Source organism: Stenotrophomonas sp. YJH_SMC_73 (assembly GCF_059370155.1).
This window is the reverse complement of sequence record NZ_JCAFTJ010000005.1, coordinates 236,235-254,895: the sequence shown is the minus strand read 5'-3', so window position 1 is coordinate 254,895 and position 18,661 is coordinate 236,235. Positions and strand designations below refer to the sequence as shown.

Annotated in this window: 18 protein-coding genes; 10 read left to right on the top strand and 8 right to left on the bottom strand. The window is 67.7% G+C overall.

The window, feature by feature from the left end:
- Positions 1 to 24 precede the first annotated feature (24 nt).
- Positions 25 to 1,638 (bottom strand): alpha-glucosidase family protein, encoded by a 1,614-nt coding sequence (locus tag AC5P8R_RS10570; protein WP_014646287.1) that lies wholly within the window; start codon positions 1,636 to 1,638, stop codon positions 25 to 27.
- 214 nt (positions 1,639 to 1,852) lie between these two features.
- On the opposite strand from AC5P8R_RS10570, the gene AC5P8R_RS10565 reads away from it, so the two are divergent.
- Complete coding sequence (locus AC5P8R_RS10565) at positions 1,853 to 2,851, top strand: polyprenyl synthetase family protein (RefSeq protein WP_049404967.1); 999 nt, start codon at positions 1,853 to 1,855, stop codon at positions 2,849 to 2,851.
- A 173-nt stretch (positions 2,852 to 3,024) separates the two neighbouring features.
- On the opposite strand, the gene AC5P8R_RS10560 is transcribed toward AC5P8R_RS10565, so the two are convergent.
- The gene (locus AC5P8R_RS10560) at positions 3,025 to 3,816 is read right to left on the bottom strand and encodes a dienelactone hydrolase family protein (RefSeq protein WP_495223369.1); all 792 of its coding nucleotides are present in this window, start codon (positions 3,814 to 3,816) and stop codon (positions 3,025 to 3,027) included.
- Positions 3,817 to 3,949: 133 nt separating this feature from the next.
- Here AC5P8R_RS10560 and AC5P8R_RS10555 point away from each other — a divergent pair, with 133 nt between their 5' ends.
- Positions 3,950 to 4,543 (top strand): SMI1/KNR4 family protein, encoded by a 594-nt coding sequence (locus AC5P8R_RS10555; RefSeq protein WP_495223368.1) that lies wholly within the window; start codon positions 3,950 to 3,952, stop codon positions 4,541 to 4,543.
- Positions 4,544 to 4,620: 77 nt separating this feature from the next.
- Here the strand turns inward: AC5P8R_RS10555 and murD are convergent, their stop codons facing one another.
- From murD to AC5P8R_RS10540, 3 genes are all read right to left on the bottom strand, one after another.
- Positions 4,621 to 6,030 (bottom strand): UDP-N-acetylmuramoyl-L-alanine--D-glutamate ligase, encoded by a 1,410-nt coding sequence (murD, locus tag AC5P8R_RS10550; RefSeq protein WP_495223367.1) that lies wholly within the window; start codon positions 6,028 to 6,030, stop codon positions 4,621 to 4,623.
- Positions 6,011 to 7,363, bottom strand: coding sequence for a UDP-N-acetyl-alpha-D-muramoyl-L-alanyl-L-glutamate epimerase (gene murL / locus AC5P8R_RS10545; protein WP_049441093.1), 1,353 nt, complete (start codon positions 7,361 to 7,363; stop codon positions 6,011 to 6,013). Before murL ends, murD begins: the two co-directional genes overlap by 20 nt.
- A gap of 76 nt (positions 7,364 to 7,439) precedes the next feature.
- Complete coding sequence (locus AC5P8R_RS10540; RefSeq protein ID WP_046429381.1) at positions 7,440 to 10,034, bottom strand: bifunctional aspartate kinase/diaminopimelate decarboxylase; 2,595 nt, start codon at positions 10,032 to 10,034, stop codon at positions 7,440 to 7,442.
- Positions 10,035 to 10,109: 75 nt separating this feature from the next.
- On the opposite strand from AC5P8R_RS10540, the gene AC5P8R_RS10535 reads away from it, so the two are divergent.
- Both AC5P8R_RS10535 and AC5P8R_RS10530 read left to right on the top strand, forming a co-directional pair.
- Positions 10,110 to 10,982: a PhzF family phenazine biosynthesis protein gene (locus tag AC5P8R_RS10535; RefSeq protein ID WP_495223366.1), complete on the top strand. Its 873-nt coding sequence runs from the start codon at positions 10,110 to 10,112 to the stop codon at positions 10,980 to 10,982.
- A 130-nt stretch (positions 10,983 to 11,112) separates the two neighbouring features.
- A complete protein-coding gene (locus AC5P8R_RS10530; protein ID WP_053496181.1) occupies positions 11,113 to 11,991 on the top strand; it encodes a PhzF family phenazine biosynthesis protein in 879 nt (292 codons plus the stop codon).
- Between the two features lie 166 nt (positions 11,992 to 12,157).
- Here AC5P8R_RS10530 and AC5P8R_RS10525 read toward each other — a convergent pair whose 3' ends face one another.
- A complete protein-coding gene (locus tag AC5P8R_RS10525) occupies positions 12,158 to 12,589 on the bottom strand; it encodes an OsmC family protein (RefSeq protein ID WP_014646276.1) in 432 nt (143 codons plus the stop codon).
- A gap of 372 nt (positions 12,590 to 12,961) precedes the next feature.
- Here AC5P8R_RS10525 and AC5P8R_RS10520 point away from each other — a divergent pair, with 372 nt between their 5' ends.
- The 4 genes from AC5P8R_RS10520 (at position 12,962) to AC5P8R_RS10505 (ending at position 15,198) form a co-directional block, all read left to right on the top strand.
- On the top strand, positions 12,962 to 13,360 hold the full coding sequence (locus tag AC5P8R_RS10520; RefSeq protein WP_010483539.1) for an HU family DNA-binding protein: 399 nt from the start codon (positions 12,962 to 12,964) through the stop codon (positions 13,358 to 13,360).
- Between the two features lie 254 nt (positions 13,361 to 13,614).
- Positions 13,615 to 13,923 carry a DUF3861 family protein gene (locus AC5P8R_RS10515; RefSeq protein ID WP_014646275.1) on the top strand — a complete coding sequence of 103 codons (309 nt, stop codon included), beginning with the start codon at positions 13,615 to 13,617 and terminating at the stop codon, positions 13,921 to 13,923.
- A gap of 56 nt (positions 13,924 to 13,979) precedes the next feature.
- Positions 13,980 to 14,519: a hypothetical protein gene (locus tag AC5P8R_RS10510; protein ID WP_134808588.1), complete on the top strand. Its 540-nt coding sequence runs from the start codon at positions 13,980 to 13,982 to the stop codon at positions 14,517 to 14,519.
- 82 nt (positions 14,520 to 14,601) lie between these two features.
- Positions 14,602 to 15,198 (top strand): YceB family lipoprotein, encoded by a 597-nt coding sequence (locus AC5P8R_RS10505; protein ID WP_014646273.1) that lies wholly within the window; start codon positions 14,602 to 14,604, stop codon positions 15,196 to 15,198.
- A 72-nt stretch (positions 15,199 to 15,270) separates the two neighbouring features.
- Here AC5P8R_RS10505 and AC5P8R_RS10500 read toward each other — a convergent pair whose 3' ends face one another.
- Together AC5P8R_RS10500 and AC5P8R_RS10495 are read right to left on the bottom strand one after the other, a co-directional pair.
- Positions 15,271 to 15,813, bottom strand: a complete 543-nt coding sequence (locus tag AC5P8R_RS10500; RefSeq protein WP_032957815.1) for a type 1 glutamine amidotransferase domain-containing protein — start codon at positions 15,811 to 15,813, stop codon at positions 15,271 to 15,273.
- A gap of 161 nt (positions 15,814 to 15,974) precedes the next feature.
- On the bottom strand, positions 15,975 to 16,442 hold the full coding sequence (locus AC5P8R_RS10495) for an SET domain-containing protein (RefSeq protein ID WP_012479369.1): 468 nt from the start codon (positions 16,440 to 16,442) through the stop codon (positions 15,975 to 15,977).
- A gap of 209 nt (positions 16,443 to 16,651) precedes the next feature.
- Here AC5P8R_RS10495 and AC5P8R_RS10490 point away from each other — a divergent pair, with 209 nt between their 5' ends.
- Together AC5P8R_RS10490 and sufB are read left to right on the top strand one after the other, a co-directional pair.
- Entirely contained in the window at positions 16,652 to 17,107 is a 456-nt protein-coding gene (locus AC5P8R_RS10490; protein WP_005408436.1) for an SUF system Fe-S cluster assembly regulator, read from the top strand.
- Between the two features lie 16 nt (positions 17,108 to 17,123).
- Positions 17,124 to 18,599: a Fe-S cluster assembly protein SufB gene (gene sufB / locus AC5P8R_RS10485; protein WP_014646271.1), complete on the top strand. Its 1,476-nt coding sequence runs from the start codon at positions 17,124 to 17,126 to the stop codon at positions 18,597 to 18,599.
- The last annotated feature ends 62 nt before the right edge of the window (positions 18,600 to 18,661 follow it).

Below are 18,661 nucleotides of genomic sequence, written 5' to 3'. Positions count from 1 at the left end.
AAGTACCGCCACCGGAGAAAACGGTCAGCTGCGTCGGGCGCAATACACCGCGCGTGGCGGCAGCTGGAGTTCATTGCCCTGCACCGTGCCCGCATCCGGGCCCGGTACCACCACCTGCTGCCAGTTGCCCGGCGGCAGCGGATGGCTCACCGCTTCGGCCGACAGGTTGAAGGCCAGCAGGAGGGTTTCATCTGCAAGCATACGCTCGAACAGCAGCACGGGCTCGGCGCTTTCAAGAAATCTGATGCTGCCATGCAGGAGGGCCGGCTGGGTATGCCGCCAGGCCAGAAACGCGCGGAACGCCGCCAGCACCGAATGCGGGTCGCGCTCCTGCACGGCGACCGCCGCGGCCCGGTGTTCGGCCGGGATCGGCAGCCAGGGCTGGCCAGTGGTGAAGCCGGCCAGCGGTGCATCGGTCCACGGCAGCGGGGTACGGCAGCCGTCACGGCCCTTGAAATTCGGCCAGAAGGTGATGCCATAGGGGTCCTGCAGGGCCTCGAACGGCACCTCGGCCTCGGCCAGGCCCAGCTCCTCGCCCTGGTACAGGCAGACCGAACCGCGCAGCGAGCACAGCATCGCCACCAGCATCCGCGCCAGGCGCGGGTCGGCGGGGTGGCCGCCCCAGCGGCTGACCGCGCGCTCCACATCGTGGTTGGACACCGCCCAGCACGGCCAGCCTTCGGTCATCGCTGCTTCCAGGCGCGAGACCGTATCGCGGATGTAGGCCGCACTGTAGTCGTCCACCAGCAGCTCGAAGCTGTAGCCCATGTGCAGGCGGCCATCGCGGGTGTACTCGGCCGTGGTGGCCAGCGAGTCTTCCGAAGAGATCTCGCCCAGGCTGACCGCCCCCGGGTAGTCGTCCAGCAGCGCGCGCAGGCGCTCCAGGAACGGCAGGTTCTCCGGCTGCGTGTTGTTGTAGTAGTGGTACTGGTAGGCGTACGGGTTGTCCGGGCTGAAGCCGCGCCCCACCCGCTTGTCGGCGGGCTTGGCCGGGTTGTCGCGCAACTGTGCGTCGTGGAAGCAGAAGTTGATCGCATCCAGGCGGAAGCCATCCACGCCGCGGTCGAGCCAGAAGCGCACGTTGTCCAGGGTCGCCTGCTGCACGTCCGGGTGATGGAAGTTCAGGTCCGGCTGGTCGACCAGGAAGTTGTGCAGGTAGTACTGCTCACGGCGCGGCTCCCACTGCCAGGCGCAGCCGCCGAACAGCGACAGCCAGTTGTTGGGCGGGGTGCCATCCTCGCGCGGGTCGGCCCAGACGTACCAGTCGGCCTTCGGATTGCTGCGGTCCTGGCGGCTCTCACGGAACCACGCATGCTCGATCGAGGTGTGGCTCAGCACCTGGTCGATCATCACCTTCAGGCCCAGGCCGTGGGCCTTGGCCAACAGGCGGTCAAAGTCGTCCAGGCTGCCGAACAGCGGGTCGACATCGCGGTAATCGGCGATGTCGTAGCCGAAGTCGGCCATCGGCGACCTGAAGAACGGCGAGATCCAGATCGCATCCACGCCCAGCGCGGCAATGTGGTCCAGGCGCTGGATGATGCCGGGCAGATCGCCCACGCCATCGCCGTTGGCATCAAGGTAACTGCGCGGGTAGATCTGGTAGATGACGGCTCCGCGCCACCATGGATAGTGCGACATCGACAGCCCCCCTCCGGGCATGCGGGACCCGCCGGCAGCGGGCCGAAATCCTGATCCGGCAAGCTTAGCGGCGGGCTCCCAGGCATGGCGCAACCTGCATACGTATTCACGCGCAGGGCCGCGCAGGCCGGGCTGGAATTGCCGCTCGGGCCGGTTTGCGCCCGAATTCACGGCCAGCGCCTATAATCGGTGGTGAGCCTGAAAGCCTGATCGCATGACCATCACCGAAGACACCCGTCCCGCCCTGGGCCTGCCCCAGATCCAGTCGCTTGCCGCGGCCGACATGGCCGCCGTCGACGCCCTGATCCGGCGCCGGCTGTCCTCGGACGTCGTGCTGATCAACCAGATCGCTGACCACATCATTTCCGCCGGCGGCAAACGCCTGCGCCCGATGCTGGTGATGCTGGCCGGCCATGCGGTCGGCCAGGCTGGCCCGGAGCACCACCAGCTGGCGGCGATCATCGAGTTCATCCACACCTCCACCCTGCTGCACGACGACGTGGTGGACGAATCCAGCCTGCGCCGTGGCCGCAGCACCGCCAACGCACTGTGGGGCAACGCGCCCAGCGTGCTGGTCGGCGACTTCCTGTACTCGCGCAGCTTCCAGCTGATGGTCGAGCTGGAGCGCATGCCGGTGATGCAGATCCTGGCTGACGCCACCAACCGCATCGCCGAGGGTGAAGTGCTGCAGCTGCTGCACGTACACAACCCGGACACCGACGAAGCCGCCTACCTGCGCGTGATCGAGCGCAAGACCGCGGTGCTGTTCGCCGCCGGCACCCGCCTGGGCGCGCTGGCCAGCGGCGTGGATGAAGCGACCCAGCAGGCCCTGTTCGACTACGGCATGCACCTGGGCTACGCGTTCCAGATCGCCGACGACGTGCTGGACTACTCGGCCAACGCCGAGGAGCTGGGCAAGAACCTGGGCGACGACCTCGCCGAGGGCAAGGCCACGCTGCCGCTGATCCACGCGATGGCCCACTCCGACGACGCCACCCGCGAGCGCCTGCGCACCATCGTGCAGGACGGTGACGCCTCGGCGATGCCGGAAGTGCTGGCCGCGATCCGTGCCACCGGCGGCCTGGAGTACAGCCGCGCGCGTGCCGAGGAATATGCCGCAGCCGCCGAGCGCGCGCTCGACGGCCTGGGCGACAACGATGCCGTGGCCGCCCTGCGCGGCCTGGCCCGCTACGCGGTGCAGCGCTCGCATTGACCGGCTGAGGTGTGCCGACCAACGGTCGGCACCCACCAAACCGGCATTCCGGTGGGTGCCGACCGTTGGTCGGCACTGAAGCATCGGTAGCGCCGGCCGCTGGCCGGCATTCCCGATGACATCCGCAGCATCATGAGGTTGCCGGCCAGCGGCCGGCACTACCACTGCACGAATCAACGTTTCTCGAAGCGTTCCTCGAAGAACTCATCCAGCGCCTTCCATGCGCGCTTCGCCGCCCGCTCGTTGTACTGGCACCCCGGCGGACTGTTGGCATCGCGCTCGGCGAAGCAGTGCACCGCACCGCTGTAGTTGGTGAACTCCCACTCGACCTTGGCCGCGTCCATTTCCTTCTGGAAGCCAGCGATGTCCTCGGCGGTCACGCTCCTGTCGTCTGCGCCGTTGAGCACCAGCACCGACGGATGGCCGCCACCAGCCTGCGCCGGCAGCGGTGAACCCAACCCACCGTGCAGGCTGACCACACCGGCCAGCGGCGCACCGGCACGGGCCAGTTCCAGCACCGTGGTGCCGCCGAAACAGAAGCCCACCGCGCCGATCCGGCCGGCATCGAGCGGCACCTTGCCCGCCTGCGCCCTGAGCACGTTCACCGCCTCCAGCGCACGTGCGCGCAGCAGCGGCCTGTCATTGCGCAGCTTGGTTGCCACCGGCCCGGCCTCGGCATCGGTCTTCGGCCGCACGCCCTTTCCGTAGACATCGGCCACCAGCACCACGTAATCATCGCCGGCCAGCTGCTTGGCCTTTTCGACCGCCGATTCGTTCACGCCCTTCCAGTTCGGCACCATCACCAGACCCGGGCGCTTGTCGTTGTCGCCGTCGTCATAGACCAGCACGCCACTGAAGGTCGTGCCCTGGTGTTTCCATTCCACCGGCTGGGTCTTCATCGCCGCCCACGCCGGCATCGCCGCCAGCCCCAGGATCACCGCCACACCGCATCGCCAACGATTCATGCGCCTGCTCCGCAAGAAAAAGGGGACGGAGGGGATTAAGCCGCATTTGCCCCTCCCGCGTCGCATTCTGCATTGGCGACGTGACGCAGGTGTGGTTGGATACGACTTAATCCCCTCCGTCCCCTTTTTCCGTATGAACGTTGTTGACCGCTTTCTGTCTGGCCTGAACCCGCGCCTGCCTGCTGATGACGCCTCGCAATGGATCCACGTCCAGGGCGCCAGCGCCGAAGACCTGCAGCGCCTGCGTGTGCAGTGGCCGCAGGTGCCGGACAGCCTGGTCGAACTGCTGTCGCGCGTGGATGGCACCCACTTCCGCGAGTACCCCGGCGGCGAGGTCTGCGTGCTGATGCTCGGCTCGGACGTTGAGGACGGCGGCTATCCGTACTACCTGCGCTCGGTCGCACAGATCTTCGAGGACCAGCAGCAGTGGGACGACAGCATCCGTTCGATCTACGAAGAGTGGCTGGATGACGAACCGGAGATCCTGGGTGAGGGCATCGACGCCGATCTGCCGATGAGCCGTCGGCTGTGCTTCTCGCACTGCATGAACAATGGCGGCACCTCGATGCTGTACCTGGATTTCGATCCCGCACCGGGCGGTACGGTCGGCCAGGTGGTGCGCTACCTGCACGATCCGGACAGCTACGCGGTGATCGCGCCCAGCTTCGACGCCTACCTGCAGCAGCTGATTGACGGCGATTACGCGTTCATCGACGAAGATCTGTAGATCCACGCCATGCGTGGATAGCTGCACAGGATCCCGCCGGGGTCAGAGCCCTTTCCTGCGGAAAAGGATACGACCCCTTACCCGATGCCCAACCCCGGAATCGCGCTGATGCTGGCCGGATCGAACCCGGCCAGCGCGGCGAAATGACGGCCACGCGCCACGTAGTCGCGGTACGCACCAAAGCTCGGTGCACCCGGCGACAGCAGCACCACCCCGCCCTGTTCGCCCAGCGCGGCGCGCGCCAAGGCCATCGCCTCGGCGAGATCGCCCGCCGCATGCAGGCCGAAGCGACCGGCGTCGGCCAACGGCTGCAGCATCGCGTGGATGCGCGGGCCGTTGCTGCCCATGGTCACGATCTCCACCGGCGGCACATCGTGCGCCATGTGCTGCATGAAATCGGTCCAGTCCAGGCCACGGTCATGCCCTCCCACCAGCAGCGCGATGCGCTGGCCGGCGAAGCACTCCAGCGCGGCCAGGCTGGCATGCGGCGTGGTGCTGATCGAATCGTTGACGTAGGTCAGGCCATCGGCCACGCCGATGCGCTGCAGGCGGTTCGGCAGCGGACGGAAGTCCTGCACCGCCGGCGCAAGCGCCGCGGCATCCAGCCCCAGCGCTTCCAGCGCGGCCAGCACCGCGCACAGGTTGCCGCGGTTGTGGCGGCCTGGCAGCGGCGTGTTGCGGGTATCAAACACGGCCTGCTCACCGCGATGCACGATGTCGCCGCGCATGTGCCAGCCCTGCGGCTGGTTGAACCAGACCACTTCGCTGTCGGGCAGCGACAGCGCGGCCAGGTGCGGATCGGCGGCGTTGAGCACAGCGATGCGCGGTGCGGCTTCAGTCACCAGCCGCAGCTTGTCTTCGATGTAACGCTGTTCGCTGCCGTGCCAGTCCAGGTGTTCCGGGAACAGGTTCAGCACCACCGCCACCTGCGGGCGGGCGCCACTGCGTGCCACCTCACCGGTCTGGTAGCTGGACAGTTCCACCGCCCAGTACTCGGGCGCGGGCTGCGGATCCAGCACTTCCAGCAGCGGCAGGCCGATGTTGCCGACCAGGCCGGTGCGATGGCCGGCCGCGCGCAATAGATGCGCGACCAAGGCGGTGGTGGTGCTCTTGCCCTTGGTACCGGTCACGCACACGGTGTCGTGCACGATGCCATCGTCGGCCGCGTGTTCGGCGAACCACAGCGCGGTGCCACCAATGAAGCTGGTGCCCTGCCCTGCAGCCGCCAGCGCGATCGGCTGGTAGGGGCTGATGCCGGGCGATTTGATCACCACGTCGAACGCGGCCAGCGCTTCAGCGGAAGGCTCGCCACGCACGTCCAGCGCGCCCTTCGTTTCCGCACGCGCCGCCTCGACCTCGGACGCCGGGCAGAACAGGCTCAATGCCAGCGTGGGCAGGCGCGCGCGCAGCACCGCAAACGCGGCGCGGCCCTCACGGCCCCAGCCCCACAGCGCGACGCGCTTTCCTTCAAGCTTCGAAATCTTCACGCACCCGTTCCCACAGCGCAGCTGGAACACGGTGCTCGCCCTGCAGCTGCAGCAGCGGTGCCAGTTCCAGTTCGGCGGCATCCAGCTGCGGCTGGATCTCGTTGCAGAAGCGCTTCACCAGCACGTCTTCCTTCCACTCCGGGCGCTGTGCCAGGGTCGCCATCGCCGCACGCGATTCGCGGCCTTCGCCCACGCACTCGAACGGCTTGTGGTCCTGGAATTCCAGCAGCGCATCGAAGCCACCGGCCTGCTCGGCATCGTCCAGCAGGTTGCGGCCGAAGATGCGCACCAGGCGCGTCTTGGGCATGAACGGGGCCAGCGCCAGGAACACGAAATGGCATTTCGGGCAGACGCCGCACCAGCGGTTCACCGGGCGCTCGCCGAGGATGTGGAAGTTGCGGTTGCAACTGGAGAAATGCGCGTCGTAGAAGTCACTCTTGGCGAACTGGCGGGCCACCGCCAGCTCGGACATCGGGCGCAGCAGCGAGTAGTACTGCAGGTCCGCCGCCACGTACTTCTGCACATGGCTACCGAAGGCCTGCTCGCAGGCCCACCCCTTGGACCACTGGTGGTTCACTTCGCCGGTGCCTGGAATCTGGCTGCCGTAGCTGGCCGAGCGCTCGTTGGAGAACACGACCTGGTCCACGCCGTGCAGCAACGCGGCCAGCACCATGATCGCCGAGTTCACCACCGTCACCGGGATATGGCCGTTCCAGGCGCCCTGGCGGTTCAACTCGAACAGTTCCGGTGCCAGCGTGCGGCCCAGGTTCAAGGTCGGCAGGCCAGTGCGCTCGGCGCACGCACGGATCAGCTGCGAGCCACCGATCCAGGTCACGGTCTCGTCCACGCCGGCACGGCGCAGCGCTTCGATGCTGACCAGCGAATCCTTGCCGCCGCCGATGGCCACCAGCGCATGCGGCTGCAGGCCCAGCGCCGGCGCCTGCACGGCCTCGCCCTGCACCGGCAACCGGAAGCGGCCGCGCAGGTTCAGGCCGTTGCGGTAGGCGAATTCGCCCAGGCCGTTGAGGTAAATGGTCTCCACCAGCGCGGCGGTATCGGCATCGATGCTGTAGCTGTCGATGCTGACCGTATCCGGTACGCCGGCCTTGTAGTAGCTGACACCGGCGATCAGGTGCAGCAGCTGCAGCGCGCGCTGCACGGCGGCGCTACGCGCTTCGTCCAGCACGAACGGGGCGCCGGGCACGGTGATGGTTTCCACCATCTCCGGGCCGTCATCGAAGGCGTAGACCAGCCTGGCCACGCCGGTATCCGCGGCGAATTCGCAGCGGACGAAGCGGAAGCGGGAAACCTGGTGTTTGTCGAAAGCAGTCATGGTGTATCCGGTCAGGCACGGGCCCGCGCGATGGCGCGGGGCGTGTCGGTGGGCGGGTGCAGGGCGCGCGCGGTGGTCATTCGATCACGTCTTCGCGCGGCAGCATCCGCTGGTTGTAGGTGTTGGCCATCACATAGCCGTACGCGCCGGCGTCGGCGATCAGCATCACGTCGTCCGGCGCAGTTGACACCGGCAGCTTGCGGCGCTTGCCGAACACATCGCTGGATTCGCAGATCGGGCCGACCACATCGAACGCCGCTTCGGCATAACCACCCTGGCGGCTGAGATTCTCGATGTCGTGCCAGGCGTCGTACAGGGCCGGGCGCATCAGCGTGTTCATGCCGGCATCCAGGCCCACGCGGCGCACGCCGTCCTTTTCCACCACCTGGGTGGCATGGGTCAGCAGCACGCCCGATTCGGCCACCAGGTAGCGGCCCGGCTCGATCGCCAGGCGGAACGCCGGGTGCAGCGCCTTGACCTCGGCCAGGCCCTCGGCCCAGGCGTCCAGGTCGAACGGCTCGTCTTCGTCGCTGTACGGAATCGGCAGGCCGCCACCGATGTCGATGGTGTGCACGCTGCCGATGCGGCGGGCGAAGCCGGCCAGCTCATCGCACATCAGGCGCCAGTGCTGCGCGGTTTCCACGCCACTGCCCAGGTGCGCATGCAGGCCGACCACGCGGCTGCCCAGCTCGGTGGCCGCGCGCACGAACTCGTCCACGCGGGCGATCGGCAGGCCGAACTTGGACTCCTTGCCGCCGGTGCGGACCTTGGCATGGTGGCCTTCGCCACGCCCCAGGTCGACGCGCAGCCACAGCTCGCGGTTGCGGAACAGGTCCGGCCAGCGCTGCAGCGCTTCGACGTTGTCGACGGTGACGGTCACGCCAAGGGCGAACGCCGCCTCGTACTCGCTGCGCGGGCAGAAGCTGGGAGTGAACAGCACGCGCCGCGGCGACAGCTCCGGCAGGTGCTGGAACACATGCTTCAGCTCGCCGTACGAGACGCACTCCAGCCCGAAGCCCTCGGCTTCCAGCAGCTGCAGGATGGCCGGGTGGCTGTTGGCCTTGATCGCGTAGTAACGCTGGTCGATCGGCTTGATCGCGGCCAGCGCGCGGGCGCGGGCGCGCACCGTCGGCAGGTGGTAGACATAGCGCGGCGTACCGGCATCGGCCAACTGCAGCAGGTGCGCACGCTGGCCGCGCCACCACGGCGTGCCGCGCGGGCGCACGGTGCCGGCAATCTCGCGCCAGCGCGGGCCGAACACTTCGGTTTCTTCCACCGGCATCGCACCGCTGTCGATCAGCTCGGCATGCAGGATCGGCAGCAGGCCATCGGCATCGGCCTCGTCGATGACGAAGGTCAGGTTCAGGTCGTTGGACGACTGCGAAATCATGTGCACGCGCTCGCGGCCGAAGGTGGCCCACACGTCCGACAGCTTGTGCAGCAGAGAACGCATGCCACGGCCGACCAGGGTGATCGCCGCGCACGGCACGATCACCTTCACCTTGCAGATCTGCGACAGGTCGGCCGACAGCGCGGCCAGCACATCGGTGTTGACCAGGTTCTCGGACGGGTCCAGCGACACGGTGACGTTGGTCTCGGCCGAACCGATCAGGTCCACCGACAGGCCATGCTTCTTGAACAGGTTGAACACATCGGCCAGGAAGCCGACCTGCTGCCACATGCCGATGCCTTCCATCGACACCAGCACGATGCCGTTGCGGCGGCTGATCGCCTTGACGCCTGGTACCGGTGCAGCACTGCCGTCAATGCTGGTGCCCGGCAGTTCCGGACGCTCGGTATCGAGGATGGCCATCGGCACGCCTGCATCGCGGCACGGCTTGATCGAGCGCGGATGCAGCACCTTGGCACCAGTGGTGGCGATTTCCTGCGCCTCGTAGTAGTCCAGGCGGGTCAGCAGGCGCGCGTCCGGCACATCCTTCGGGTTGGCACTGAACATGCCCGGCACATCGGTCCAGATTTCCACGCGGCTGGCGCCGAGCAGCGCGCCGAAGTACGCCGCCGAGGTATCCGAGCCACCACGGCCGAGGATGGCGGTACCGCCATCGGCATGCCGCGAGATGAAACCCTGGGTGATCAGCAGGCGGGTCGGCTGCGCGCGGAAGCGCTGCATCCACTCCGCGTCGGCACGCCACTGGCAGTTCACCGACAGGCGCTGTGACCAGTCGCTCTGGTTCGGCTGCGGCGGCATCGCGTCCAGCCACTGGCGGGCATCCATCCAGCCCATGTCCAGGCCCGAGGCGTGCAGGTAGGCCGCGCCCAGCGTGGACGACAACAGTTCGCCCTGGCCCAGCACTTCGGCCTGCCACTGCAGCGGACGGGTGGCCGCACGCGGGTCGTCGAGCAGGCCCTGCAGTGCCGCCAGGCGCTCGGCCAGTACTTCGCGGCCCAGGCCCAGTTCGGCCAGGAAGCCTTCATGGCGTTCGACCAGCGCGGCCACGCGATCACGGCTGTCCGGCGCGCCATCGGCGATCGCGGTCAGCTCGTTGGTGACCCCGGACAGCGCCGACACCACCACCAGCACGCGCGAGCCGGTCTCTTCCGCGCGTTTTTTCGCCAGCTTCCCGATCGTGTCCCAGCGGTGACGACGCGACACCGAGGTGCCGCCGAACTTCAGTACGATCCAACGATCGACAAGGGGGGAAGCTGACATGGATTGGCTATGTAGAATGTGGGGAAGCCGCCCTTGGGGGCGGAACCTTTGATTCTAAGCGCAATATCCCCGTAGATGGCCCTCCTCCGTTACCTGCAGCTCGATGTCTTCGCCTCCCGCCCCGGAACCGGGAATCCACTGGGTGCCCTCCTGGACGCCGATGCGCTCTCCGGCGAGCAGATGCAGGCCCTGGCCGCCTGGCTGAACCTGTCCGAGACGGTGTACTTCCTGCGCCCCAGCGCGCCCGGCGCCGATTACCACATCCGCATCTTCACCCCGACCCGTGAGCTGGCCTTCGCCGGCCACCCGAGCGTCGGCGCGGCCTGGGCGGCGGTGAGCTGCGGCCTGGCCCAGCCTCGCGACGGCGCCCTGCTGCAGCAGTGCGCGGCGGGGGTGCTGCCCGTGCGGGTGAGCGGCCCGGCCGAAGCACTCCAGATCCAGCTGGCCAGCCCACCGGCGCGGCAACTGGCGACTGGCGCAGATGCGGCACCCGAAACACTGCTGGCCCTCGCCGCCAACGGGCACGTGCCCGAACTCTGGGACAACGGCGCGCGCTGGTGGCTGCTGCCGCTGCGCGATGCCGCCGCTGTGCGCGGCCTGGCGCCGGACATGGCCGCCCTGCGTGACTGGAGCCTTGCCACCGACGCCACCGGCGTGGCCGTATTCGCCGACGAAGCCGGTACCGACCACACCCGTGTGGTGCGCGCATTCTGCCCCGCCGATGCGGCCAGCGTGCCGGAAGATCCGGTCACCGGCAGCGCCAATGCCCTGATCGCTGCCTGGCTGCGGCAGCGCAACGCCCTGCCCGGCCGCGAGGGCCACTACGTGGCCAGCCAGGGCCGCGAAGTCGGCCGCGATGGCCACGTGCAGGTGCAGGTCGACGCGCAGGGCACGGTCTGGATCGGCGGCCAGGTGCAGCCGGTCATCGACGGCCACCTTCGCTGGTAGCGCACGAAAAAAGGGGACGGAGGGAATTAAGTCGCTTATGGCACTTGGGGCACAAGCGACTTAATTCCCTCCGTCCCCTTTTTTGTGCCCCGCGCTACGCTATGCCGCCTGTCTACTGGAGTCCCGCCCGATGTCCACCCGCCGTTTCCTGCAGCTGGATGTGTTCTCCCCGCGCGCCGGTGCCGGCAATCCGCTGGCCGTGGTGCTTGATGCCGAAGGCCTGGACGATGCCAGCATGCAGGCCATTGCGCGCTGGACGCGCCTGCCAGAGACCACCTTCGTGTTCCCGCCGCAGGTCGCAGGCGCCAGCTACCGGCTGCGCATGTTCAGCCCGCAGAAGGAGGTTCCGTTCGCCGGCCACCCCAGCGTCGGCACCGCGCATGCGGTGCTGCAGGCGGGCCTGGCCGCGCCAGTCGACGGCGTGCTCGTGCAGGACGGCATCGCCGGTGCGCTGCCGCTGCGCGTCAGCGGCGAGGGCGCGCAGCAGCGCATTGCCATCCGCACCCCGCGCGCGCAGCTGGCGGAGATCGCCGAGGCCACCGACCCGCGCCTGCAGGCGGCGCTGAAGGATTGGCCGCTGGGCTCGCTGCCGCCGGCGCGCATGCAGGGCGGGCGCAGCTGGTGGGTGGTGCAGGTGGCCGATGAAGCGGCACTGCGCGCACTGCGCCCGGACTGGGACGCGGTCGCGGCTCTGGCCGAATCCACCGACAGCATGGGCGTGTTTGCCTACGCCTTCAGCGATGGCGGCGAAGGCTTCGATCTGGCGGTGCGCGCCTTTGTCGGCAATGGCCGCCGCTTCGAGGACGCCGCCTCCGGTGCTGCCAATGCGGTGCTGGCCGCATGGCTGGACCTGCGCGATGCGCTGCCGCGGGGCCGTGCACCGTTCGAAGTCAGCCAGGGCCGCGAAGTCGGCCATGACGCGCGCCTGACCCTGCGCGTCGATGAAGACGGCGAGGTCTGGTCGGGCGGGCAGGTGCAGACGGTGATTACCGGCACCCTTGATTGGTGATCGCGCTGGCGGGTGGTAGAGCCGAAGGCAGCGGCAGGAGCCGCTGCCAACGTCGGACGCGACGGCCCGGAGGGTGGGGACCAGGAAGGCCGCCATAACGCTGGCCGGCTGCTACATGGACCCCGGCATCATGCGGTTGCCGGCCCGCGGCCGGCACTACCGTGGCTCAGCCCAGTTCGGCTTCCAGGCTGATCGGCACCGCGCTCAGCGCCTTGGACACCGGGCAGTTCTGCTTGGCGTCATCGGCAATGGCACGGAACTGTGCGGCGTCGATGCCCGGCACCACGGCCTTCACCTTCAGCCGGATCTGCGACAGCTGCGGGCCGCCCTCCAGGGACAGATCGACCTTGGCCTCGGTGTCCAGCGAGGTCGGGGTGAAGCCGGCCTCACCAAGCTTGGCCGACAGCGCCATGGTGAAACAGCCGGCGTGCGCGGCGGCGATCAGCTCCTCCGGATTGGTGCCCTTCTCGTCGCCGAAGCGGCTGTTGAAACCGTAGCGGGTCTTGTCCAGCAGCCCGCTCTGCGGCGTGCTCAGCTGTCCCTTGCCCGACTTCAGATCGCCTTCCCAGTGCGCGGTGGCGTGTCGCGAGATTCCCATGTGCTGCTCCTGCGTGGCGGTGATGAACGGCCACTCTCGCACGGGACGCGTTAGCCCTGCGTCGCTCCGCCGCATGCCGCACGTCCGCCGGACATCGGACAGCTGGTCACTTCTTCGCCAGACTGACGCGGACTTTTCCCTTGTTTTCAGTGGTTTCGCACATTCCAGCAACGGGCAGGCAGCAGCCATCGCGCACGCTGCAGCGCCCCCGCCCCCCCACCGCCGGCCATGTACTGAATCGGCCTGGATATGAAAAAACATGCACTTTCCGCGCTTCGGGCTATTGGCGGCGCCCGAGAGTTGCCCTACATTGCGCTTGCCGACGGGGTTCGGCGCCGACCACACAACCAACCGTTCACGGAACAGGAAACCATGGCAAAGACCGCTAAGAAGGCTGCCCCGAAGAAGGCAGTGAAGAAAGTCGCGACGAAGGCAGCCGCCAAGCCGGCCGCTCCGAAGCCGATCAAGGAAGTGCTGACCAAGTCCGGCCTGGTTGCACACATCGCTGAAGCCTCCGGCGTCATCGCCAAGGACGTCCGCGCTGTGCTGGCCTCGCTGGAAAGCGCCGTCGCCTCCTCGGTGCACAAGAAGGGCGCTGGCTCGTTCACCCTGCCGGGCCTGCTGAAGATCACCACCGTCAATGTGCCGGCCAAGCCGAAGCGCAAGGGCATCAACCCGTTCACCAAGGAAGAGCAGTGGTTCGCTGCCAAGCCGGCCACCACCAAGCTGAAGGTGCGTCCGCTGAAGAAGCTGAAGGACGCCGCGCTGTAAGCGCGCGCCCCAACGCGGATTCCGACGGGACGGCTCTGGCCGTCCCGTTTTTTTTGTCCGCACCACACCCCGCAACACAGCGTTGCCGCGGCCCCGGCAATCCCCGTACAGGCCCGCCAGCATTGGCTGCCGGTGCTCCGCAAAGGGCGCGGAACGTACCGGGTGGAACACTGCGTGCAGCGCCGGCCGTCGCCGCCAGCCGTGGCCTTGCCTATGGTGGGCACATCCTCCACAGCTACGGCGAGCACACCCTCATGGCCAGCCCCTCCACCCGCTACCGGATCTCGGTAACCCCGATCGAAAAGGACGGGCTGCAGTGCACCGGGCGCTGCACCATCGAACTCGAACACCGCGCCGGCCGCGACCTGATGCGCCTGCTGGAAGCGGCCCCGCGTACCGCCGGCATCAGTGGCGACGAGCGCGCGACCCTGGTGATCGCCACCCAGCTGCTGCGCGACATCGTGCAACGCCACGCCGAGACCGACGGCCACGCACTGGCCGCCATCGCCGGCCAGGTCCTGCCGGCGCTGGACGCGCTGGAGCAGCTGCCCTCCTCCCGCTGATAGCGGCGCAACCGATACACTGCCGCCCTCCAGGTTGCCTCGGGGAGGAGGCGGGCATGCGCAGGATCCTGTTCCTGATCGCACCACTGGTGCTGCTGGGTTGTTCACGCCCGGCGGCACAGACGAATGATCACATCACGGCAGCGTCCGCTCCCGTCGCCGCAGCAGCGGACACCGGTACCGGCCCCGGTCCCGGTCCCGCAGCATTGCAGGCGAGCGATATGACGCTGCTGTCCGCCGTCGACGACGGCGCAGAGCCGCCGTCGACGATGCTCAACCGCTACGTCGCCGCACTGCTCAACCGCGACCGCGCCGCCAGCGATGCTGCCTGGACGATCCCACCCGGCGACCCGCGGCATGCAGACGACGCCGCGCTGCGGCAGCTGCAGGACCTGCGCACGCTGCGCCTGCACAGCGATACCCCGATCGCCCGAGATGACCGGCAGCCACCGCGGCTGCTTGAAGTCCCTGTGCAGATCCGTGCGGTCACCGCCAATGGCACGTTCCGCTTCGGCGGCTGGTACCGCGTGCAGCCCAGCAGCGACGGCAGCGCCTGGCAGATCCAGTCGGCACAGCTGCGTCCAACGCTGGACTGAACCGTTGCAGCGGCATGCACGCGCGATTCAGCCTGCGCGGCTACTCTTTGATCCATCCATCTGCTTCCCACCGGTCACCGACATGCGCCTGCGTTCCCTGATGACCCGCCTCGCGGCCTCCACCGTGCTGATCGCCGCTGCGATCGGTGCTCAGGCGGCTCCCTCCATTTCCGGCCGCGAACTGTCGGTGGGCGCCAGCGACGTGCAGCAGTACCTCGATGGCAGCTTCCCGCGCACCCAGGACGCCCTCGGCGGCCTGATCGCCCTGACCATGAGCCATCCGCAGCTGAGCCTTCCGGCCGGCGAACGGTTGAACCTGGGAATGGACGTCGCGCTGGCCACCGCCGGCGGCAACCCGGCCCGACTGGGCACGGTGAAGCTCAGCAGCGGCCTGCGCTACGACGCGCAGACCCAGGGCTTTCACCTGCAGCAGCCGAGCGTGGATGACTTCACCCCGGCCAACCAGGGCGGCCGCCTCGACTCGCGCACCCGTGGCCTGCTCAATGCGTGGCTGAGCGACTACGCCCAGCGCGAACCGATCTACAAGCTGGACCCGGCCGTGGCCGGGGTGCTCGGCGCCCTGCAGGTGCAGTCGGCACAGGTGAAGAACGGCAAGCTGGTGGTCACTTTCAACCAGAACCTGGGCAACCTGGTACCGGCAGGCCTGCTGGGCAAATGAGGTGGTGCCGGGCGCTGGCCGGCAGCACGTCACTGCATCTGCCGGCCAGCGGCCGGCACTACCGGTAGCGCATCAGGCGGCAAGCGCTTTTACCACCGCCTCGCTGAAAGCCGGAATGTCATCCGGCTTGCGGCTGGTGATGACGTTGCCGTCGACCACCACCTCGGCATCGCGCCATGTCGCACCCGCGTTCGCCAGATCCTGCTGCAGGGAAGGCCAGGAGGTCAGCTCGCGGCCATCGGCCAGGCCGCTGTTGATCAGCAGCCACGGGCCATGGCAGATCGCCGCCACGGGCTTGCCGGCTTCATCCACTGAACGGATGAAGGCCAGTACGGCATCATCGGTGCGCAGTGTGTCCGGATTGATGACCCCGCCGGGCAGAACCACCGCATCGAAGCGTGCAGGATCCGCCTCATCCAACGGGATATCCACCGCGACGGCGTCGCCCCAGTTCTTCTCCTTCCAGCCCTTGATCGTCGCTTCCTTTGCGGGCGAGACCACGCTGACGCGCGCCCCTTCCGCTTCCAGCAAACGCTTGGGTTCGATCAGTTCAGACTGTTCGAAGCCGTGGGTGGCAAGGATGGCAATCTGCTTGCCCTTCAATCGCTCTGCCATGGAGGCACTCCGGTTGGGGGAGCCCACAGAATGGAAGAACGGCCCTTGCGCGGCGGTGACCCTGTCGTGCACGGCAGGTGGAGAGCCGCCGGGTGGTGCCGGCCGCTGGCCGGCACTGGATTGCGCCTTGCCGGCCAGCGGCCGGCACTACCCGGTACCGATCAGCGCTTGGGCTGCAGCATCGTGCCGGTGCACTTGGGCGAGCCGCAACGGCACTCCCAGATCTTCTTCAGCTTGGCGGTGTGGCGCTCGGCCAGGGTGATGCCGTAGTTGTAGGTCAGCTCCTCGCCGGCCTTGATATCACGCAGTGCCTCGATGAACACCTTGTCGCCCCGGCTGTCGCCGTCCTCGTCCTCCTCGATCACCGCCTCGCAGTTCGGGTCGCAGCTGTGGTTTATCCACCGCGCGTCGTTGCCCTTGTAGTTGGCGTCGATCACCCAGTCATCGTTGAGGGTGAACAGGAAGGTATGGCCACTTTCGACGTCGCCGCTGTCATCGGCATCAACGTCGCCGTGGCTGCGCAGCAGGCCCTTGTACTGGATCACGCGCTCGCCCTGCTTGATCGGGGCCACGGCGAACACGCCGTTGCCATGGATGGCGGACTTGCGGGCTTGGATCTTCTTCGGCATCGGCGCGGGCTGTTTGCAGCGAATGGAATGGGGATTCTCGCCCATTCCGGGTGATTGCGAAAATCACCCCGTTGGCGCAGCATTGCGCCCCGGCAACGGCCGCGGTGTGTCCTCCCGGCTTGGCCCAAGCGCCGGCTGAATGCCCGGGTTGGATGGTGGCGAATAAAAGCGTACAATTTCAGTCCGCTTTAAGAACCACTCGCATCCGCATGTTGCGCGTCACCAAACTCACCGATTACGCCACCGTCGTGCTGACCGTGCTGGCCGCCCGTCCGGGCGAAGTGCTCAGTGCCACCGAGCTGGCCGAATTCACCGGTCTGGAGCCGCCCACCGTCAGCAAGGTGCTCAAGCCACTGGCCCAGGCCGGCCTGGTCGAAGGCCTGCGTGGCGTCCGTGGCGGCTACCGCCTGACCCGCCCGGCCATCGAGATCTCGCTGTTCGAAGTGGTCGAAGCGATGGAAGGGCCACTGGCCCTGACCGAATGCAGCCACGACCACCACCAGTGCGGCATGGCGCCCAAGTGCGGCGCGCGCAGCAGCTGGCGGCTGATCAACGACGTGGTCTCCGAGGCCCTGCGCGATGTCACCCTCGCGCAGATCCTGCCCCCTCTCCCCCTTGCCGATGACGAACAGCGCCGCACCATCGCTGTCGACGTCGTCTCCTGATCCGTAGGCAGCCCCCATGGCCACCGAAACCATCGAAAACGTCGCCCACGACGACACCCCCAACCGCGAGATCCACGAGCAGCTCGGCCGCAAGTATTCGGCCGGCTTCATCACCGAGATCGAGTCGGACTCCCTGCCGCCGGGCCTGGACGAGGACACCATCCGTGCCCTGTCGGCCAAGAAGGACGAGCCGGAGTGGATGACGCAGTGGCGCCTGGATGCCTACCGCCACTTCCTGACCCTGCCGATGCCGGACTGGGCCAAGCTGGAGATCGCGCCGATCGACCTGCAGGCGCTCAGCTACTACTCCGCGCCGAAGGGCCCGAAGTACGCCTCGCTGGATGATGTGCCGAAGGAACTGCTCGACACCTACGACAAGCTGGGCGTGCCGCTGCACGAGCGCGCCAAGCTGGCCGGCGTGGCGGTGGATGCGGTGTTCGACTCGGTATCTGTGGGCACCACCTTCCGCAAGGAACTGGCCGAGAAGGGCGTGATCTTCTGCTCGATGTCCGAGGCCATCAAGGAACACCCGGCGCTGGTGCGCCAGTACCTGGGCACCGTGGTGCCGGTCGGTGACAACTACTTCGCCGCGCTCAACTCGGCGGTGTTCTCCGATGGCAGCTTCGTGTTCATTCCCAAGGGCGTGCGCTGCCCGATGGAACTGAGCACCTATTTCCGCATCAACGCCGGCCACACCGGCCAGTTCGAGCGCACCCTGATCGTGTGCGAGGACAAGGCCTATGTCTCCTACCTGGAAGGCTGCACCGCGCCGATGCGCGATGAGAACCAGCTGCACGCCGCGGTGGTCGAGCTGGTCGCGCTGGAAGATGCGGAGATCAAGTACTCCACGGTGCAGAACTGGTACCCGGGCGACGAGAACGGCGTCGGTGGCATCTACAACTTCGTGACCAAGCGTGCCGAATGCCGTGGCGCGCGCAGCAAGGTCACCTGGACCCAGGTCGAGACCGGCTCGGCGATCACCTGGAAGTACCCGTCCTGCGTGCTGCTGGGCGACGATTCGGTCGGTGAGTTCCACTCGGTCGCGCTGACCCATCACCGCCAGCAGGCCGACACCGGCACCAAGATGATCCATGTCGGCAAGCGCACCAAGAGCAAGATCGTCAGCAAGGGCATCAGCGCCGGCCGTGGCCAGAACACCTACCGCGGCCTGGTGCGGGTGGACCGCAACGCCGAGGGCGCGCGCAACTACACCCAGTGCGACTCGCTGCTGATCGGCAAGCAGTGCGGCGCGCACACCTTCCCCTACATCGAGGTGAAGAACCCGGGCGCCACCGTCGAGCACGAGGCGACCACTTCCAAGATCTCCGATGACCAGCTGTTCTACTGCCGCGCCCGTGGCATCAGCCAGGAAGACGCGGTGTCGATGATCGTCGACGGCTTCTGCAAGCAGGTGTTCCGCGAACTGCCGATGGAGTTCGCGGTGGAAGCCAAGAAGCTGCTGGAAGTCTCGCTGGAAGGTTCGGTGGGCTGACCGCCCGCCCCTGCCCCTCGCAAACGCATTCTCTTTACCGGCGGGCCCTGGCCCGCCCCACG

What these genes read in the sequence shown, in the direction of transcription:
- AC5P8R_RS10570 (WP_014646287.1), bottom strand. Translation starts at nt 1,638, where the DNA reads ATGTCGCACTATCCATGGTGGCGCGGAGCCGTCATCTACCAGATCTAC.
- AC5P8R_RS10565 (WP_049404967.1), top strand. Translation starts at nt 1,853, where the DNA reads ATGACCATCACCGAAGACACCCGTCCCGCCCTGGGCCTGCCCCAGATC.
- AC5P8R_RS10560 (WP_495223369.1), bottom strand. Translation starts at nt 3,816, where the DNA reads ATGAATCGTTGGCGATGCGGTGTGGCGGTGATCCTGGGGCTGGCGGCG.
- AC5P8R_RS10555 (WP_495223368.1), top strand. Translation starts at nt 3,950, where the DNA reads ATGAACGTTGTTGACCGCTTTCTGTCTGGCCTGAACCCGCGCCTGCCT.
- murL (WP_049441093.1), bottom strand. Translation starts at nt 7,363, where the DNA reads ATGACTGCTTTCGACAAACACCAGGTTTCCCGCTTCCGCTTCGTCCGC.
- AC5P8R_RS10540 (WP_046429381.1), bottom strand. Translation starts at nt 10,034, where the DNA reads ATGTCAGCTTCCCCCCTTGTCGATCGTTGGATCGTACTGAAGTTCGGC.
- AC5P8R_RS10535 (WP_495223366.1), top strand. Translation starts at nt 10,110, where the DNA reads ATGGCCCTCCTCCGTTACCTGCAGCTCGATGTCTTCGCCTCCCGCCCC.
- AC5P8R_RS10530 (WP_053496181.1), top strand. Translation starts at nt 11,113, where the DNA reads ATGTCCACCCGCCGTTTCCTGCAGCTGGATGTGTTCTCCCCGCGCGCC.
- AC5P8R_RS10525 (WP_014646276.1), bottom strand. Translation starts at nt 12,589, where the DNA reads ATGGGAATCTCGCGACACGCCACCGCGCACTGGGAAGGCGATCTGAAG.
- AC5P8R_RS10520 (WP_010483539.1), top strand. Translation starts at nt 12,962, where the DNA reads ATGGCAAAGACCGCTAAGAAGGCTGCCCCGAAGAAGGCAGTGAAGAAA.
- AC5P8R_RS10515 (WP_014646275.1), top strand. Translation starts at nt 13,615, where the DNA reads ATGGCCAGCCCCTCCACCCGCTACCGGATCTCGGTAACCCCGATCGAA.
- AC5P8R_RS10510 (WP_134808588.1), top strand. Translation starts at nt 13,980, where the DNA reads ATGCGCAGGATCCTGTTCCTGATCGCACCACTGGTGCTGCTGGGTTGT.
- AC5P8R_RS10505 (WP_014646273.1), top strand. Translation starts at nt 14,602, where the DNA reads ATGCGCCTGCGTTCCCTGATGACCCGCCTCGCGGCCTCCACCGTGCTG.
- AC5P8R_RS10500 (WP_032957815.1), bottom strand. Translation starts at nt 15,813, where the DNA reads ATGGCAGAGCGATTGAAGGGCAAGCAGATTGCCATCCTTGCCACCCAC.
- AC5P8R_RS10495 (WP_012479369.1), bottom strand. Translation starts at nt 16,442, where the DNA reads ATGCCGAAGAAGATCCAAGCCCGCAAGTCCGCCATCCATGGCAACGGC.
- AC5P8R_RS10490 (WP_005408436.1), top strand. Translation starts at nt 16,652, where the DNA reads ATGTTGCGCGTCACCAAACTCACCGATTACGCCACCGTCGTGCTGACC.
- sufB (WP_014646271.1), top strand. Translation starts at nt 17,124, where the DNA reads ATGGCCACCGAAACCATCGAAAACGTCGCCCACGACGACACCCCCAAC.